Here is a 14,725-nt window from a genome sequence, read left to right on the forward strand (position 1 = left end):
CATCCAATTTGTCGCCGAACGACCCGCAGGCGATTCAGTACCCTTGCACGTTAGCTGCCGGCGGTGCTGAGCACGGCGCGCGTCAAACAGAGACCCTCAACGTGCTGCACCACTGGTCTCAGGCTAGATTTCTTGAATCCAGCCTTATCCAGCTTCCATGCTGGGCGGTGCCAAATCTACAGAAACTGAAACGACAGCGAGGCGCGCAATCGACTTCGGGCATGTCTTCGCACTTCACCTGAAAGCCAGTGAGCGGCTTGGGCACGAAGTCCAGCCCTGCCAAGGATACGAATGCGTCCAGCTCGACTGCGACGTTGATGCCGCAATCCTGCGCCGTCTGGTTACCGCCAGAAAGAATGGCTGAAACCGGCAAGGCATTGCGCTGCAATTCCGCTTCGCACAGCTTAGCGACCAGCACACGCAGGTCTTCGTCGTCCAAAGCGGCGACGTGATTTCCATTGAGCTCAAGCACGGATGTCTCCAGGATTGTTGTCGTGAAGCGAGACAGCTTTAGCCGACGGCCTACGACCAGAATTCAGTCAACACCTCACCAATTCAAGTGATCTGCGCCGGCATACACACAGCCAACGGCCCCTGTGCATTGACGTCCGTGAACGGCGACTCAAAGAGCCGCTCAGGCTTCACCGTCAAGACAATTGAAGGTCAATGACTTCGTGGAATCCCAGCCAGCACTCCTCCGTCACAACATGTAGGCGGGCACCTTCGGCCAAAACTTCCTTCAAGACGCCTGCCCGGGGATGTCCGTAGGAATTGGTAGTACCCACAGATACGACAGCGCTCATTCCGGGAGCCCCAATCAGCGCGGGATTGAAGAACTTGGGACCACCAGTCGGAGCTGCTCCATGGTGCGGCACCTGCACGGTCAACACTCGGTCCAGCACGTCCGCATAGTGCGCACTGAAATCAGCCCAGATTGGTGGCTCGCCGAGCGGAGCATCTCCTGTACCAAGCCATCCGACACGCTCCCCGCCAACGAGCAAATGCCAGAGCCGATCTTCGCTGCGCCAGTATCTGCGTTCGTAACCCCGGTCTTGACCGGATGAATCTAGGAATTCATATCCACGCACGCCGAACTGTGCCGCCGTTGGGCCCGAATACATGCAGAGGGAGAGCAGGTTCGCGAGCCGCTGGCCGCTCGCTTCTGCAGCCCACGCAGGCTTGTACGCCGCGATGGCACTTCGATAGGCCTGAAGGGCGGCTCTTCGGTTCGTGGAAACCTCCAGCCAGTCCACGAGTTCGTCCACGGCGCTTGGTTCGGACAGAGCAGCCATCGGAAACTCGCACATCACAAGTTCATCGAACAGATGAGCAGTCAAGTCATTGTCAAGCCCACGATTCCAGAACCTCAGTACCCACGGCGCAGTGCCCGGCAGCCCCGGCGCACCAAGGCCAACATCACTGCGGGCAGACAGCACTGCACCGGCAGGCCGGCCGGTTTGCCGATCAAGGGCTTGGAGTGAAGTTAGCTCACGCTTCACATCCGCCGCCTCATCGCGGTCCGGACGCGGGCCATCGGGGTTCTGAGGAGGTCCGTCATTGTTCCCATCCCCACCAGGCTGAACCATGGTTACTGGCACCCCAAAAAGTGTGCCCGTGCCCGTCGCGAGCCCATGCAGTTCGCGAATGTAGGACTCTTCCAGTTGCACCTCCTGTCCAGCCAGCACAAAGGCCAACTCCGTTGGAGCTAGGTATGGAACGTAAACGCGACGAACCATGTACTTGTCCACCAGCAACGCGGCACCAATGATGTGGTCGCGGTCGAAATGCGAGAGGATCAGAGCGTCGATGACACCCCTACCCCCACTGTCAGCCCGCAGGGACAGGTCCATCCTCTTGATACTCTTCAGCAGGTGCGGCGATGCGTTTCGGCCTACGAGCGCTCCACAGTCGTACACGTAGTCAAACCGATAGCGCGCGCCGCCAACCTCGGTAGTCTCTACTGAGGCTGAGTGAAATGATCCTTGCCCCACGCCGTGTTGTAGGCGTGAATGAACGATTCTCATCTTGTTCCCCAGATTTCTACGTCTCGTCACCGATAGAACGCGAGCCTGACAACGATGGCCTGACGGCCCAATAGCGCTGCGTTGCCAACAAAGGCCACGAGCGCGGTCTGCTAAGCCTCCACTTCACCTCCCTCCAAGTTCGAATCAGGGCGCCGGCTGCGGCTCGGCAGGCTGGCCAAAATAGGCCATGCACACTGCCTGCTGGAACGCGGCCGGTAGTTGCCCCTGGGCATGAAGATTCTCTACGGTACATACCGCCACATAGGGCTTGTTCTTGTTTGGTGCCTGGTAGCCGAGCAACCCTTCAAGGTCCGGCATCACCATGTGCAGTTGGGCTGCTCCATGAGGCAACAGGCCAAGAATCTTCTGGTTGTTCGCCTGCTCCGCAGGGTTGCCTGGGTCCGCATCATGCAGAACCCTATATGGGATGCTGAATGCGTTCAGCACCCGCTGGAAGGCCGGAACATTGGACTTGCCGTTGCAGTCCACCAACGCAGCTTCCCGGCGTAGGCGCCGGTGGCGCTCGAAAAGCCCCATCAGCTCAGCAGCGCGCTCGAACGCAGCAATCGCACTGAACTCCTCCATCAGCACCACGCGCTGGGCGAAGAAGAGTTCATTGACCGTGGGGTCGAAGCGCGCGACCGTATTCAGGCGTTGCTTGTCGGCTTGGTTCGGTTGCCCGGGGAACAAGTCCTGCGTCACCTGGTGGCATGAGGCATCCCCCTGGGGCGTCTTGAACATACGCACGATGGCGCGGTAGTTCGCAGCGATGTCCAGGAATACCGGGGAATGAGTGCAGCAGGCCACCTGGGTATTGGGCTGCGCAGCAAGCCGGTGCAATACGTCCCGCATCAAGCGCTCCATCTGCGGATGCAGGTAGAGCTCGGGCTCCTCTATCAATAAGATGGTGCCGCGTTGCAGACCGGCACCCTGCGCCAACTGGCCCTGGGCCTGCGCGTCAGCCAGCAACTGGAGCAACGTGATAACCAGCGTGCGCTGCAGACCATGCCCTTGATGGCCAACTTCCGTGTCGATGCCCGCCTGAGCGTCGCGGATGACGAGGGATGTCGATGGCAGAACCATCGTCCGAAGTTCAGGCGCCTCTGTACGGATCAGCGCCTGGCCGCCCACGACCTCGTTGAGGCTCTGGTTGATTCGGTCCTGCAGATCCCGAACTTCTTGAGCCTGACGCTGCGGGTTGGCAGGGTCAGGGCGGAAAAGCGCCAAGACGTCATCCAGAGCGGCTTGAAGCGCAGCCATCTCAGGGCGCTGCGCCAAGCTGCGCTCGACAATGAGGTTGACCAGCTTACCGTAAGTCGTGGCGTCCTTCGCGTTGGTCTCGTCGCTCGCCTCCTGGACGGCCTTTACGAGAATGGGGCGCGGCAGGATGGAGTTGGCATTGCTCTTCCAGTTCCCGCCCCCGCCGGGGTTCGCCACCCAGGTTGGCGCAGTGACCGCAACCAAGTCGGGGCGTTGTTCGCGCACAGCCGCTTTGAGAGATTCCCGTGAGCCTGCATTCGGCCGGGCGGCCTTGTTGGGCAGCGCGTAAATGATGGGCTGGTAATCCGCGGGGAACGCAGCCCAGGTTGTGTCAGGGTCAGGCCAGCCCATGAACTGTTCAAGGCCGGAGAACGAGTACAGCTGTTCTTTCCAACCGCCTGCCTCGCCGACCTCGCCAGCCTCGAACCAATAGCGCTTCTTCAATACCCAATGGTCGCCATCCATCCGGCCGCGAACAGCGACCTGGCCTTTCTCCTCGTCGGTCAGGCTGTCGAAGTGCCCAATCAGCTCAATGGCGTTGGCGTCATCGGTCTGATGCCGGCGGAAGAGCGACGAATCCTTGATGGAGCTGCCGCTGAGGAACACGGCAATGGCCGAAAGCACCGACGACTTGCCCGCGTTGTTCTCACCGATGAGGACGATCAAGTCCTCCCACTCCAGGGTCACATGCTCGATGCACTTGTAATTGCGAATCTCGAAACGGCGAAGCCTCATGTTCCTCCCTTGGCCCTCTGGGGCTCATGTGTTGGTGCGGCTACTCTGCCATAGATGCTGGTTGCCGAAGACGGCGTCGGCACTGAGCGCACCGATGCTTTGGCGCGCGTTGATCAGCGGCGGACAATCCTCCCAGATGATCTTGCCGCCGCCGGTGGCGGCCAGGGGCTGGATGGCCGCGCAAGACGCGACGATGCTGCGCGCCGGGCTGTTCTCGGCCATGCTGCTGGCATTCGCCGGCAGGCTCTTGCATAACTGCTCAAGCGAGGGCATGTGTTCGCCGAGCACGGCGGGCAAGTCGTGGTTGGCCGCCCGCACGGGGACCCCACTCATGGCAAAGGCCAGCCACAAGCCTGGGGCCAGGCCCCATCGCCGCATCGTCGTCATCGTTGCCTCCCTCGGCACATCGCTGTGAGCTGCATGCCCAGGGCGAGATCGCCAAGCGTCTTGCCAGGGTGCAAGCTCCGTTTCTAACGGCTAAAATGTAGGCCCAAATGAAACGAAACTCGTACTGGCAAGCCTGCCAGTTGTAGCCGCGGACGATTTCTGCCAGGGGTGCGACTCAGCGCTGCGCGCGCACGAACTCCAGGATCTGCTGCGCCATCGGCGCGCTCGCCTTGGGCGCCTCGATGTCGCCGGCCAGGATGTGCTGGCCCAGCGACTCGCTGTAGTTGACCTCGATGAGGCGCTTGGCCGGGCTGCCGAAACGCCGGAAGGCCGCCTGCGCGGCCTCCACCGAGATCACCGAATCGCGCGGCGAAAGCAGCATCAGCAGCGGCGCCTGGATCCACTCCAGCGGGCTGTGCTGCACATGGTCCACCAGGGCCATCATCGGGAACAGCGCCTCGGTGGGATAGCGGTGCGTCCAGTAGCGTGCCTTCAACTCGCTGCGCGCCGGGTAGCTGCGCTCGGGGCCCTGCACCAGGCGCGCCAGCTGCCGGCCCCAGGGCCAGTTGATGACCTGGGCCCAGGGATCCTTGGGGCCGAAGTTGGGCGACACCATCACCCAGGCCGCCACCTGGCGCGCCGCCTCCTGCTGCGCCAGCCAGGCCGCCAGGGTGGCACCGGTGGAGCTGCCGATCACCAGCACGCGCTCGCCCAGCAGCTGGGCGATTGCCAGCGCCTCCAGCGCATCGGCCTTCCAGTCGGCCACGCTGGCCTTGCCAAGCGCCTCGCCGGGCTGGCCATGGCCGGCCAGGCGGGTGTAGAAGACATGGCCGCCCAGCCCATTGGCCACCAGCTCGGGCAGGGGTGCGAGCTCCTGGCGGCTGGCGCTGAAACCATGCAGGAACACCACCGCCCAGGGCGCGCGCTGCCTGCCGGCAGCGCCCCAGACGATGCGCTTCTCGGTGCCCGGGATGACGTTGCCGAGCGCCGCCTCGCGCGCCGCCAGGTGCGCGTCGAGCGCCTCCAGGCTGGCGGGCGGCGGGGTCAGCGCCGCCGGAGGCTCCAGGGCCGCCTCGGGGTTGCGCGGCCCGATCAGAAACATCAGGCTCACGCCCAGGGCGGACACCGCCGCCCTGTTGGCAAGCCTGCGCCAGCTCACGCCAGCACCGCGGCCATCGCGTTGGCGGTGGCCTCGACATTGCCGGTGTTCAGGCCCGCCACGCAGATGCGGCCCGAGCGCACCAGGTAGACGGCGAACTCGTCCTTCAGGCGATCGACCTGGGCGGGCGTGAGGCCGGTGTAGCTGAACATGCCGCGCTGGGTCAGGAAGTAGTCGAAGTTGCGGCCCGGCAGCTTGGCGCTGAGCACCTCGTAGAGGGCGTTGCGCATCTGGTGGATGCGGTCGCGCATCTCGCTCACCTCACCCTCCCAGAGGCTGCGCAGCTCGGGCGTGGTGAGCACCTTGGCGACGATCTGGCCGCCATGCATGGGCGGGTTGCTGTAGTTGCGGCGGATCATGAACTTGAGCTGACCCAGCACGTTGACGGCCTGGGCCGCATCGGGGCACACCACCGAGAGCGCACCGCAGCGCTCGCCATACAAGCTCATGCTCTTGGAGAAGCTGTTGGCGACGAAGAAGGCCAGGCCGGCATCGGCCATGGCGCGCACCGCGAAGGCGTCTTCCTCGATGCCCTCGCCATAGCCCTGGTAGGCCAGGTCCAGGAAGGGCAGCAGCTGGCGCTCCTTCAGCACCGGGATCAGCTCGTCCCATTGCAGCGGCGTCAGGTCCACGCCGGTGGGGTTGTGGCAGCAGGCGTGCAGCAGCACCACGCTCTTGGGCGGCAGGGCGCGCATCGCATCCAGCAGCTCGGCGAAGCGCAGGCCGCCGCTGGCCGCGTCGTAATAGGGGTAGGTCTTGACCGTGATGCCCGAGCCCTCGAAGACGGCGCGGTGGTTGTCCCAGGTGGGGTCGCTCACATAGATGGCGCTGTCGGGGAAGTAGCGCTTGATGAAGTCGGCACCGACCTTGAGGCCGCCGCTCGAACCCACGCCCTGGATGGTGACGATGCGGCCGGCCGCGATGGCGGGATGATCGGCGCCGAACAGCAGGGCCTGCACGGCGCTGCGGAAGTTGGCCGCGCCCTCCATCGGCAGATAGGGACGCGGGCCGGCCGCGGCCACCACCTCCAGCTCGGCTCGGCGCACCGAGTCCAGCATCGGGATCTTGCCGTCGTTGTCGAAGTAGATGCCGATCGACAGATTGATCTTGCCCGGGCGCGTATCCTTCTGGAAGGCTTCGTTCAGGCTCAGGATGGGGTCGCCTGCGTAGGCGTCGACGTGTTGAAACATGGCGGGGCTCCGGGTTTAGCTGCCCGCATTATCGGCGTTCGGGCTGCTGCAGAATCCCCGACATCCAACCAACGCTCTCAAGGCATGGATCACTGCCAGCTCTCCGCCGCCACCTTCGACCAGCTCGCCGAGCGCTACCGCGACAAGTACATGGACCTGGACCTGTACGACGCCGGCTACGCACGCTTTGGCGCGCTGCTGCCCGCGGGCCCGGCGCGCGTGCTGGACGCGGCCTGCGGACCGGGCAATGTGGCGCACTACCTGCTGGCGCAGCGGCCCGAGCTGGAGCTGCTGGGCATAGACCTGGCGCCGCGCATGGTGGCGCTGGCGCAAGCGGCCGTCCCCTCGGCGCGCTTCATGGTGCACGACTGTCGACGCATGGCCGAGCTGGCGGGGCCGTTTGACGGCATCGTCTGCGCCTTCGGCCTGCCCTATCTGTCGGCCGCCGAGGCGGCGGAATTCATCGCCGCCGCCGCCGCGCAGCTGCGGCCCGGCGGCGCGCTCTATCTCAGTGCGATGGAGGGCCGCCCCGAGGACTCGGGCCTTGAAACCAGCAGCGGCAGCGGCGCGCAGGCCTTTGTGCACTACCACGAGGCCGCGGCGCTGCAGCAGGCCCTGAGCGCCAACGGGCTGCGGCTGCTGGAGCTGCAGCGCATGCCGGCGCCGCCCGGCGCCAGCAAACAAACTCAGGACCTCATCCTCATCGCCAGCAAAGCATGAGCAGCAAGACCCGCCGCCAGCTCTTGAGCGCCACCACCCTGGCGCTGGCCGCCGCGCCCGCCATGGCGCGCCCGCGCGCCGCCGACATCGCGCAGCTGCGCCGCCAGGCCCAGGCCTGGGACGAGGCCATCGTGCGCCAGGACCGCGCCGCCATCGAGGCGAATATGGCCGAAGACTTTCGCCAGATCGATGCCGACGCCGAGATCGAGACCAAGACCAGCTTTGTGGACGGCCTGATGTCGCCCAAGCTGCACATCCAGCCCTACCAGGTGGAAGACTTCGAGATCCGGCTCTATGGCGACACCGCCCTGCTGAGTGGCCGCACGCGCATGCAGGGCAGCTACGACGGCAAGCCCTTCGCCAGCCACTATCGCTACATCGACGTCTATGTGCGCCGCGGCGGACGCTGGCAGATCGTCAGCGTGCAGATCACGCGGGTGGCGTCACCAGCGGCGCCAGGGGCGGCATGAGCAGCCGCGCGCCCGCTCTGCTCTGGCTGCTGCTCTGTGCGCTGGTCTTCAGCAATACCGGCGTGGCCGTGCTCGAAGGGCTGGCGATGGCTGGCATTGCCTTGCTGTGGGCCCTGTTCTACGCGGCCCGTCTGCTGCGGCATCTGCTTCTGCGGCGGCCTGGGCGCCTGGGCGCGCGCCAGTCCGTGCGCGGCTGGCGCAGCTGGTGCCGGGAACCGGCGGCGCTGGCCCTGGGCATCGCGCTTTCCTATGGCGGCGTGTTTGTGCAGGCGCGTCTGTGGCTCAGCGAGCCAGCGCTGCGCGACTATGTGCAGGCGGTGCGAGACGGCCGGGTCGAGCTGGCCTACGAGTTCAGCCACCCGGTGCGCCGGGTGGGTCTGTACCAGGTAAGCCGCACCGAGATGCTGCCCGACGGCAGCGTGCGCCTGATCACCGGCAGGGCCGGGCTGATGGACCAGGCCGGCCTGGCCTATTCGGCGCATGGCAGGCCGCAGCGCCGCGGCGAGGACAGCTACCGGCCCCTGCATGGCCCCTGGTGGGGCTGGCGAGAAAGCTGGTGAGGGCCAGGCTTCAAGCCAACCACTGCACCCATTGGCCATGGGCATGCGACCAGGCCAGCGCGCGCTGGCGCAATTGCGCGCTGCCTGCCTCGCGCCACTGCAGGCTCCAGAGCGTGGCGGTCTGCGGCGGCGCGGCGCCCTGCACGGCGGGCGGCGGCTCCAGGCCCGCGGGCCGCAGCTCGGCGGCCTCGGCGCTGATCCAGGCCAGGCCGCGCGCGCGCACCAGATCCGCCACGCGCGCCTGGAAGCGTGCCAGCGCCGGCGGCTGGAAGTAGGCCAGCACCCAGGAGTTGAACAGCAGCGGCTGCACGCCGGCGGGCAGTTCGTCCAGCCAGGTTTCGAGCCGGTCCAGGCCATCGGCATGGCGCTCCACGCGGCGCCCGGCCTGGCAGGCCAGCGCCAACGCCTGGTCCAGGCGCGCGGCGCGCACTCGGTCATGCGGCCACAGGCAGGCGCGCAGCCAGCGCAGGGCCTCGCCGCCCGCCAGGTCCACCGGCGCCAGATCGACGCCCAGGCGCGCCCGCAGGCTGAACTCGCCCCGCGGCGGCGTGGCATCGCCCAGCCAGCGGCAGGCGATGCGCGGCACGCCGGGGTCGGGTCTTGCCCCCGCCTGGAAGCTGCCGTAGTCGTAGTGGTAGGCGTCCACGCCCAGGTTGAGCCCGGCGCTGCTGCCGAAGTCGAACAGGGCCAGCTCGCGGCGGCCGGTGAGCGCCGCGACCTGCTGCAGCGCCGGCCAGAGCACAGCGCAGCGGCCGATCTCGTTGGTCTGGGTGGCACGCTGGCGCAGATGCGCGACCAAGGTCTCGCGCTGCTGGCGCGCAAAGTCCAGCAAGTGAGCGGCCAGGTCGGCGTCCGGCATGCGGCCGCCGCCGACGCTGGGGTAGTAATCGGCCAGCGGGTGCGGCACGCCGGCCAGCACGCGCTCGTGCAGGGCCGCCAGCAACAGATTCGGCCGTGCCTGGCTGGCAGGCGCCTCTTGCATCAGGGCCAGCAGCTCCGGTGTATCGGCCACCGCCTCGCAGATCGCCACATAGAGCGGATCCTGCGTGCACTCCTGCGCGGCGAAGTGGCGGTACTGCTGGGCCCAATGCTGGATGAAGTTGGCTTGATTTGGCATGCCGCTCAGCCTAAGCCCTGCGGCACGCTGGAAATGTCGGCTTGCCGACACTCTAGACTCTGCCCATGGCAAGGGACTTGGAACAGGTGTTGAACGGCAATTTCGGCGCACTGGCGCTGCCCGCCGGCGCCTTGCAGGAGCTGCAGAGGCTCACGCGCGCCAAGCGCCTCGCGGCCGGCGAAACCCTGTTTGCCCAGGGCCAACGCACCCAGGCCTTTTACGCCGTGCTGCAGGGCGAGATCGAAGCGCGCCTCAACAGCGCCGATGGGCAGGCCTCGGTGCTGGAGCATGTGCGCGCACCGCGGCTGTTTGGCCTGGCCGCCTTTGTCACCGGCCAGCGTTCCAACTACGAGGCGGTGGCGCGGCGCGCCAGCCGCGTGCTGGTGTTCGGCCCCGAGGCCTACCGCTACGCGATGGACGAGCTGCCCGGCTTTGCGCGTGCCTTGATGCGCGAATTTGCGCTGCGCTACGACGGCACGCTGCGCCTGCTGGAAGCCGCGCGCCACCGCAGTGCCCCCGAGCGCTTCGAGCTGGCGCTGGCGCAGCTGCGGCGCGAACGCGGCGCCGGGCTGACGCCCGACGCCGAGGGTTGGCTGGAATTTCGCGCCACGCAGGCGGAACTGGCGGCGCTGGCCAATGTGTCGCGCCAGACTGTCAACCAGTTGCTGCGTGCGGCCGCGGCGGCCGGTCGCCTGCGCCTGGCCTATGGCCGGCTCACCGTGAGGGATGGGGTGCCCGCTTGATGGCAGACCTTCGAGCTGGGAGGGTCGCGACGTCTCGCCACCGCACGGAATACCAGCAACAGGCCCGCGCCCATCAAGGCCCAGCTCGCTGGCTCCGGCACCGGCGGCGGCGGGAAGTGGTCCGCCATGAACACACCTGAGGCACTGGTGAAGCTCACGCCAGCGGGCAACTCCAAACCGAAACGTGCGGTGTGCGAGAAGTCGGCCGTGCTGCCGTTGGCAGCCCAGGCCCGCAACCACGCCATCACGTAGACCTTTACCGTGGCCCCCTCCTGGTCGGGCATGGGCAAGGCGCCGGCCACCTGGGCGCCCGGCCGCACATTGAAGCCCGAAATGCCGTACCAGCCGAGCGGATCGGTCCCGACGTAATACCCAAAAGAGCCGGCGGGAGAGCGCCAGCCTTCGGTCATGGCGCCCGTGATCTGGAAGCGCCACTTGATCTGGCTGGGATCGCGCAGCTCATCCTTGCGGAATGTGAGGACATCCCACATCTGCGCGTTTGCCTCGGCAAACCAGGTACAGCGGGTGTTGGCGCGCGGATCACAATCGGGCTGCACCTTCGGCGCGGTGAAGGCATAAGCGTGCAGGGCGCCATCGCGCGAGTCGGCCTCGGCCTGGCCCCTGGACCGGCGCCAATCCGTCAGGTCGATCGACGCATAGGGTTGAAAGCCGCCACCCACGAACTGGGTGTCCTGCCCGGTGAAGCCCACCCCGGCGCGGGTGCCGAAGGGGCGATCGAACTGGGCCGAGGCGGTGCCGGCCTGTGCGGCGAGCACCGTCGCGAGCAACAGGCCGAAGCGGTATGGTCGCGTCATCAGGGTGTTCTCGCCTTGGTGATTGATCAGCCGGTTTCATGACATTGCTGCAGTTGGCTCGCGCATCGGGCTCAGCCCGCTGTCGACGCACTGACACCGAGCTGTGCCCACATCGTGTTGATGTCGCCAATGCCTCGGTGTTCGACGATGCGGCCATCCGCCACGACATCCAGATGCATCACGGCGAAATCGACCTCGCGCTGCGTGGCCGGCACACCCATGAAGGCATGCTCGTGGCGGCCGCGATAGCGGCCGACGGTCACGACCCTGTCGCCTTCGACGATCACATCGTCGAAGACATGGCAGCCGCTGGGAAATCCTTCGCGGAACGCCTTGGCAAAGCCGAAGAAGCCGGGCCAGTCGAGCACGGTGGCGCCAAACACCCGGGCCTCGAAGCCCGGCGCGATGCCATCGAAACCGTCCAAGGTGCCGCCGTCGAAGGCGGCGTAGAAGGCCATCACCGTGTCGCGAGCACAGGTGCTGGATCCGGCCGAATGATGCGGGCCGGCGACCGGCCGGTCGCCGCCGGACTTGTGTGCCTCCGAGGTGGCGCTATCGGGGCCGACCTTTCGGGTCGGAAATGCAGTGGCTTGGTCCATGGTTGGCCTCCTTTGGGTGGCGAGATCGGGAACGCAGCGCAAGTGTGCAAACGGCAACGCTGGCCAGTGCTAAGAATTCGCCAACAGAGCACTAACAGGGCGCTAACAAAATGCTAAGCAATGCGCATGTTGCGAACATCAAACCATCATGAGACACTTGTCTCACCAAATATCAACGGATTCGGAATCCGCCATGTCGCTCACTCCTGAACAGATGGATCGCGCGCTCGACGCGCACTTCCGATGCGAGGCCACCGACGATGTGGACGGCGTGCTCAGCACGCTGACCGATGCGGTCGAGCACGATGTCGTCGGCTGGCCGCCCGGCCCATCGCTGGGTCGCGAGGCCGCAAGGGCCTTCTACCAACAGACCTTCCTGGACCTGGCCGACAGCCAGGTGCAGCGCCTGCGCCGCTGGCATGGCGCGAATTTCGTGGTCGACGAATCGCTATGGAGCGGCCGCGCGGTGGGCCGACCCTTCGGCCTGGAAGGCCGAGGGCGGCCGCTACAGTTCCGCATGTTGCATGTCGTCGATTTCGCGGCGGACGGCCGCATCGCCCGTGAGAACGTCTGGATGGACTTTCCAGCCATCCTGGCCCAGTTGCCACAGGACGCCGCCACATGAGCCCCGCGCGGCCGCCCGAAGGGGCGAATTCCCGCTCGGCGGGACAGCGCGCAGCGCGAAGGGTGCAGCCATGAGCGCCGAGAGCAGCGCTCGCGCCAATCAGCTGCGGCGCACCCGCAAGGACTTGCTGAAGGCGGCAGGCCAGCTGGCCCGCAGCGGTCGCAGTCCGACCCTGGAAGAGGTGGCCGAGGCGGCGATGGTCTCGCGGGCCACGGCCTATCGACACTTTCCGGACATCCATGCGCTCATGCTCGAGGCGGCCCTGGACATCGACACACCGCAGGCCGAGTCGGTGTTTCGTGGCGCGCCCAAGGAGGATCCGGTCGCCCGCCTGGAACGTGTAGACGCCGCCATCGAGGCGATGATCCGCGACAACGAGGTGCCGCTGCGCCTGATGCTCAAGCACTCGCTGGAGCGCAGCGTGCGGCCTGGCGAAACCTCAGACCTGCCGCTGCGCCAGAACCGACGCGCGCCACTGATTGACGCGGCCTTGGAGCCGACGCGCGAGCAGTTCCGCCCAGCGGCGCTGAAGACCCTGAGCCTGGCGCTGGCCATGGTGATCGGCCCCGAGGCGATGCTCGCGCTCAAGGACGTGATGCAGCTCAACGAGGCCGAAGCCCGGCGCGTGCGCCGCTGGGCGCTCCGCGCCCTCGTCGATGCGGCGCGCAAGTCCGCAGGGCCGGGATGACATCTGCTGCAACAGGAGCGATGCAAATGAACACCAACTCGACCGAAGCACCTGTCGACGTGCGGTACTACGAGCGCGACGGCAGCGTGTTCCTGGACAGCCACTACCTGATCAAGGGCGTGGCCGGTGCGATCTTCTGGAAGCTGGCCCGCGAGAGTCACGAACGCCAGCGCAGCGAGTTCAGCCTGCGCGAGCTGCGCCTGGCCGGCTCGGAACTGCGCCTGCCCGATGTGCAGGACAACCTGAGCACGCGCATGCTGTTGCTGCAACGCCGCCTTTGCGAGCGCCGTGCCGCGATGCAGATCCACAAGTCCGGGCGCGGACGCTTTCGCATCGAGCTGGCGCGCCCGCTGCAGCTGACGCAAGTGTCCGACCTGGCGCGGGCTTGACCGCAAAGCACTGCCGCACGCCGCGCTGGCGGCTGCGCTACGGGCGGCTGAGCAGGCAGCAGCCCAGCCAGGGCGCGCGCCGCGGCCGCTCGGCGTCCTCCAGCCAGCCGACGCGGCCGGGCGCCTGGCCCGGGCGGTATACATAACTGCCGAACAGCTGGTCCCACAGCGGCAGCGCGGTGCCGAAGTTGTGCGCCTCGGCGGCCCGCACGCTGTGGTGCCAGCGGTGCAGCTCGGCGCTGAAACCCAGCAACAGCCCCGGCAGGCGGTGCGCGGCGCGGTGCAGCCAGTAGGGCCCCAGCTCGCCCAGCACCACCGCCAGCGGCAGCGCCAGCGCCGGGGTCAGGTCTTGCGCCAGGCCCGGCTGCGCGCGGGCGGCCTGCCAGTGCAACGCCGCGCCGGCCACAGGCGCTCGCACAGCATCAGCCAGGCCAGGCCAGGCCGGCGAGCGTGCCAACGCTGAGGACGAGATCGGCCTGCAGCCCAAGCCGGCCGCTCAGCCAGGCATAGGCCGGCAGCGCCAGCAGCAGGCTCAGGTGCGGCCAGTTCCAGCCGGCGAGAGGGATGAGAGTGGGTTTCATGCGGCATGATGCTCGGGCAACGCCACCTCCACCGCATTGACCCAGGTTCATGACGACGACACCCTGCCCCGTGTGCGGGCCCGCTTTTCTCGACTGGCTGCAACAGGACGCCGAACGCCTGGCGCAATGGCGGGCCTTGCCGCGCCGGCGCCTGGCGCGCGGCCAGCGCTGGCCCGGCGAGGGCCTGGCCTGGGTCGAGCGGGGCCTGTTGCGCGGCATGTTCATAGATGCGCAGGGGCGCGAGCGCAACCACGCCTTCTACCCCGAGCTGCAATGGCTGGGCCTGCCGGGCGCTGTGGGCGCAGCGGCCGCGGTGGCGGCGCCCGCCATCGTCGAGGCGCTGGAGCCCAGCGAGCTGGTGGAACTCTCGGGGCCGGCGCTGCATGCCCTGCAGCACGCTTGGCCGCAGGCGCTGGAGCTGATCCTGCGGGGCCTGGCCGCCGGTCTGGCGCGCCAGACCGCGCGCGAGCAGCAGCTGCTGATGCTGGACGCGACCGCGCGCTACCAGCGCTTTCTGGCCGACGAGCCGGCATTGGCGCAAAGGCTGGCGCTCAAGCAGGTGGCGAGCTATCTGGGCATCACCGAGGTGGCGCTGTCGCGCCTGCGGCGCCGACTCCGCGAAGCCGGTCCGGCGATTGGGGTCAGGTCTTGACCTTGGCCTTG

General features: G+C 67.0%; 19 protein-coding genes. 8 read left to right on the forward strand and 11 right to left on the reverse strand.

All coding sequences use genetic code 11. The features are described from left to right. Window positions 1-118: 118 nt before the first annotated feature. The 6 genes from WG898_RS04645 to WG898_RS04670 form a co-directional block, all read right to left on the reverse strand. Window positions 119-472, reverse strand: coding sequence for a hypothetical protein (locus WG898_RS04645; RefSeq protein WP_339601571.1), 354 nt, complete (start codon window positions 470-472; stop codon window positions 119-121). A 175-nt stretch (window positions 473-647) separates the two neighbouring features. Further along, on the reverse strand, window positions 648-1,850 hold the full coding sequence (locus WG898_RS04650) for an MBL fold metallo-hydrolase (protein ID WP_339601572.1): 1,203 nt from the start codon (window positions 1,848-1,850) through the stop codon (window positions 648-650). 318 nt (window positions 1,851-2,168) lie between these two features. Further along, the gene (locus WG898_RS04655; protein ID WP_339601573.1) at window positions 2,169-4,019 is read right to left on the reverse strand and encodes an ATP-dependent nuclease; all 1,851 of its coding nucleotides are present in this window, start codon (window positions 4,017-4,019) and stop codon (window positions 2,169-2,171) included. Window positions 4,020-4,043: 24 nt separating this feature from the next. Next, window positions 4,044-4,352 (reverse strand): hypothetical protein, encoded by a 309-nt coding sequence (locus WG898_RS04660; RefSeq protein ID WP_339601574.1) that lies wholly within the window; start codon window positions 4,350-4,352, stop codon window positions 4,044-4,046. A gap of 229 nt (window positions 4,353-4,581) precedes the next feature. Further along, window positions 4,582-5,565 (reverse strand): alpha/beta hydrolase, encoded by a 984-nt coding sequence (locus tag WG898_RS04665; protein WP_339601575.1) that lies wholly within the window; start codon window positions 5,563-5,565, stop codon window positions 4,582-4,584. Continuing rightward, a complete protein-coding gene (locus WG898_RS04670; RefSeq protein WP_339601576.1) occupies window positions 5,562-6,755 on the reverse strand; it encodes an amino acid aminotransferase in 1,194 nt (397 codons plus the stop codon). Before WG898_RS04670 ends, WG898_RS04665 begins: the two co-directional genes overlap by 4 nt. 84 nt (window positions 6,756-6,839) lie before the next feature. On the opposite strand from WG898_RS04670, the gene WG898_RS04675 reads away from it, so the two are divergent. The 3 genes from WG898_RS04675 to WG898_RS04685 are packed head-to-tail and all read left to right on the forward strand — an operon-like array spanning window position 6,840 to window position 8,505. After that, window positions 6,840-7,475: a class I SAM-dependent methyltransferase gene (locus WG898_RS04675; RefSeq protein WP_339601577.1), complete on the forward strand. Its 636-nt coding sequence runs from the start codon at window positions 6,840-6,842 to the stop codon at window positions 7,473-7,475. After that, window positions 7,472-7,945 (forward strand): nuclear transport factor 2 family protein, encoded by a 474-nt coding sequence (locus WG898_RS04680; protein ID WP_339601578.1) that lies wholly within the window; start codon window positions 7,472-7,474, stop codon window positions 7,943-7,945. The genes WG898_RS04675 and WG898_RS04680 overlap by 4 nt, the downstream gene beginning before the upstream one ends. Next, on the forward strand, window positions 7,942-8,505 hold the full coding sequence (locus WG898_RS04685) for a hypothetical protein (RefSeq protein WP_339601579.1): 564 nt from the start codon (window positions 7,942-7,944) through the stop codon (window positions 8,503-8,505). Before WG898_RS04680 ends, WG898_RS04685 begins: the two co-directional genes overlap by 4 nt. A 10-nt stretch (window positions 8,506-8,515) precedes the next feature. On the opposite strand, the gene WG898_RS04690 is transcribed toward WG898_RS04685, so the two are convergent. Beyond that, complete coding sequence (locus tag WG898_RS04690; RefSeq protein ID WP_339601580.1) at window positions 8,516-9,622, reverse strand: DUF2332 domain-containing protein; 1,107 nt, start codon at window positions 9,620-9,622, stop codon at window positions 8,516-8,518. Between the two features lie 65 nt (window positions 9,623-9,687). Between WG898_RS04690 and WG898_RS04695 the strand changes: the two genes are divergently transcribed. After that, window positions 9,688-10,365 (forward strand): Crp/Fnr family transcriptional regulator, encoded by a 678-nt coding sequence (locus WG898_RS04695; RefSeq protein ID WP_339601581.1) that lies wholly within the window; start codon window positions 9,688-9,690, stop codon window positions 10,363-10,365. Here WG898_RS04695 and WG898_RS04700 read toward each other — a convergent pair. Further along, window positions 10,326-11,180: a PEP-CTERM sorting domain-containing protein gene (locus tag WG898_RS04700; protein WP_339601582.1), complete on the reverse strand. Its 855-nt coding sequence runs from the start codon at window positions 11,178-11,180 to the stop codon at window positions 10,326-10,328. The genes WG898_RS04695 and WG898_RS04700 overlap by 40 nt on opposite strands. Window positions 11,181-11,251: 71 nt before the next feature. After that, the gene (locus tag WG898_RS04705; RefSeq protein WP_339601583.1) at window positions 11,252-11,779 is read right to left on the reverse strand and encodes an ester cyclase; all 528 of its coding nucleotides are present in this window, start codon (window positions 11,777-11,779) and stop codon (window positions 11,252-11,254) included. 193 nt (window positions 11,780-11,972) lie between these two features. Here WG898_RS04705 and WG898_RS04710 point away from each other — a divergent pair, with 193 nt between their 5' ends. The 3 genes from WG898_RS04710 (at window position 11,973) to WG898_RS04720 (ending at window position 13,481) form a co-directional block, all read left to right on the forward strand. Continuing rightward, window positions 11,973-12,404, forward strand: coding sequence for a nuclear transport factor 2 family protein (locus tag WG898_RS04710; protein WP_339601584.1), 432 nt, complete (start codon window positions 11,973-11,975; stop codon window positions 12,402-12,404). A 70-nt stretch (window positions 12,405-12,474) separates the two neighbouring features. Further along, window positions 12,475-13,092 (forward strand): TetR/AcrR family transcriptional regulator, encoded by a 618-nt coding sequence (locus tag WG898_RS04715; RefSeq protein WP_339601585.1) that lies wholly within the window; start codon window positions 12,475-12,477, stop codon window positions 13,090-13,092. Between the two features lie 26 nt (window positions 13,093-13,118). Beyond that, window positions 13,119-13,481, forward strand: a complete 363-nt coding sequence (locus WG898_RS04720; RefSeq protein WP_339601586.1) for a hypothetical protein — start codon at window positions 13,119-13,121, stop codon at window positions 13,479-13,481. 37 nt (window positions 13,482-13,518) lie between these two features. Here WG898_RS04720 and WG898_RS04725 read toward each other — a convergent pair whose 3' ends face one another. Together WG898_RS04725 and WG898_RS04730 are read right to left on the reverse strand one after the other, a co-directional pair. Beyond that, window positions 13,519-13,899 (reverse strand): sterol desaturase family protein, encoded by a 381-nt coding sequence (locus WG898_RS04725; protein ID WP_339601587.1) that lies wholly within the window; start codon window positions 13,897-13,899, stop codon window positions 13,519-13,521. A 4-nt stretch (window positions 13,900-13,903) separates the two neighbouring features. Then, the gene (locus WG898_RS04730) at window positions 13,904-14,062 is read right to left on the reverse strand and encodes a hypothetical protein (protein WP_339601588.1); all 159 of its coding nucleotides are present in this window, start codon (window positions 14,060-14,062) and stop codon (window positions 13,904-13,906) included. A gap of 49 nt (window positions 14,063-14,111) precedes the next feature. Here WG898_RS04730 and WG898_RS04735 point away from each other — a divergent pair, with 49 nt between their 5' ends. After that, the gene (locus WG898_RS04735; RefSeq protein ID WP_339601589.1) at window positions 14,112-14,714 is read left to right on the forward strand and encodes a Crp/Fnr family transcriptional regulator; all 603 of its coding nucleotides are present in this window, start codon (window positions 14,112-14,114) and stop codon (window positions 14,712-14,714) included. Window positions 14,715-14,725 lie beyond the last annotated feature (11 nt).

It is taken from the genome of Paucibacter soli, from assembly GCF_037482845.1.
Lineage (GTDB): Bacteria > Pseudomonadota > Gammaproteobacteria > Burkholderiales > Burkholderiaceae_C > Paucibacter_B > Paucibacter_B soli.

What these genes read in the sequence shown, in the direction of transcription:
- WG898_RS04650 (WP_339601572.1), bottom strand. Translation starts at nt 1,850, where the DNA reads ATGGACCTGTCCCTGCGGGCTGACAGTGGGGGTAGGGGTGTCATCGAC.
- WG898_RS04655 (WP_339601573.1), bottom strand. Translation starts at nt 4,019, where the DNA reads ATGAGGCTTCGCCGTTTCGAGATTCGCAATTACAAGTGCATCGAGCAT.
- WG898_RS04660 (WP_339601574.1), bottom strand. Translation starts at nt 4,352, where the DNA reads ATGAGTGGGGTCCCCGTGCGGGCGGCCAACCACGACTTGCCCGCCGTG.
- WG898_RS04670 (WP_339601576.1), bottom strand. Translation starts at nt 6,755, where the DNA reads ATGTTTCAACACGTCGACGCCTACGCAGGCGACCCCATCCTGAGCCTG.
- WG898_RS04675 (WP_339601577.1), top strand. Translation starts at nt 6,840, where the DNA reads ATGGATCACTGCCAGCTCTCCGCCGCCACCTTCGACCAGCTCGCCGAG.
- WG898_RS04680 (WP_339601578.1), top strand. Translation starts at nt 7,472, where the DNA reads ATGAGCAGCAAGACCCGCCGCCAGCTCTTGAGCGCCACCACCCTGGCG.
- WG898_RS04685 (WP_339601579.1), top strand. Translation starts at nt 7,942, where the DNA reads ATGAGCAGCCGCGCGCCCGCTCTGCTCTGGCTGCTGCTCTGTGCGCTG.
- WG898_RS04690 (WP_339601580.1), bottom strand. Translation starts at nt 9,622, where the DNA reads ATGCCAAATCAAGCCAACTTCATCCAGCATTGGGCCCAGCAGTACCGC.
- WG898_RS04695 (WP_339601581.1), top strand. Translation starts at nt 9,688, where the DNA reads ATGGCAAGGGACTTGGAACAGGTGTTGAACGGCAATTTCGGCGCACTG.
- WG898_RS04700 (WP_339601582.1), bottom strand. Translation starts at nt 11,180, where the DNA reads ATGACGCGACCATACCGCTTCGGCCTGTTGCTCGCGACGGTGCTCGCC.
- WG898_RS04705 (WP_339601583.1), bottom strand. Translation starts at nt 11,779, where the DNA reads ATGGACCAAGCCACTGCATTTCCGACCCGAAAGGTCGGCCCCGATAGC.
- WG898_RS04710 (WP_339601584.1), top strand. Translation starts at nt 11,973, where the DNA reads ATGTCGCTCACTCCTGAACAGATGGATCGCGCGCTCGACGCGCACTTC.
- WG898_RS04715 (WP_339601585.1), top strand. Translation starts at nt 12,475, where the DNA reads ATGAGCGCCGAGAGCAGCGCTCGCGCCAATCAGCTGCGGCGCACCCGC.
- WG898_RS04720 (WP_339601586.1), top strand. Translation starts at nt 13,119, where the DNA reads ATGAACACCAACTCGACCGAAGCACCTGTCGACGTGCGGTACTACGAG.
- WG898_RS04730 (WP_339601588.1), bottom strand. Translation starts at nt 14,062, where the DNA reads ATGAAACCCACTCTCATCCCTCTCGCCGGCTGGAACTGGCCGCACCTG.
- WG898_RS04735 (WP_339601589.1), top strand. Translation starts at nt 14,112, where the DNA reads ATGACGACGACACCCTGCCCCGTGTGCGGGCCCGCTTTTCTCGACTGG.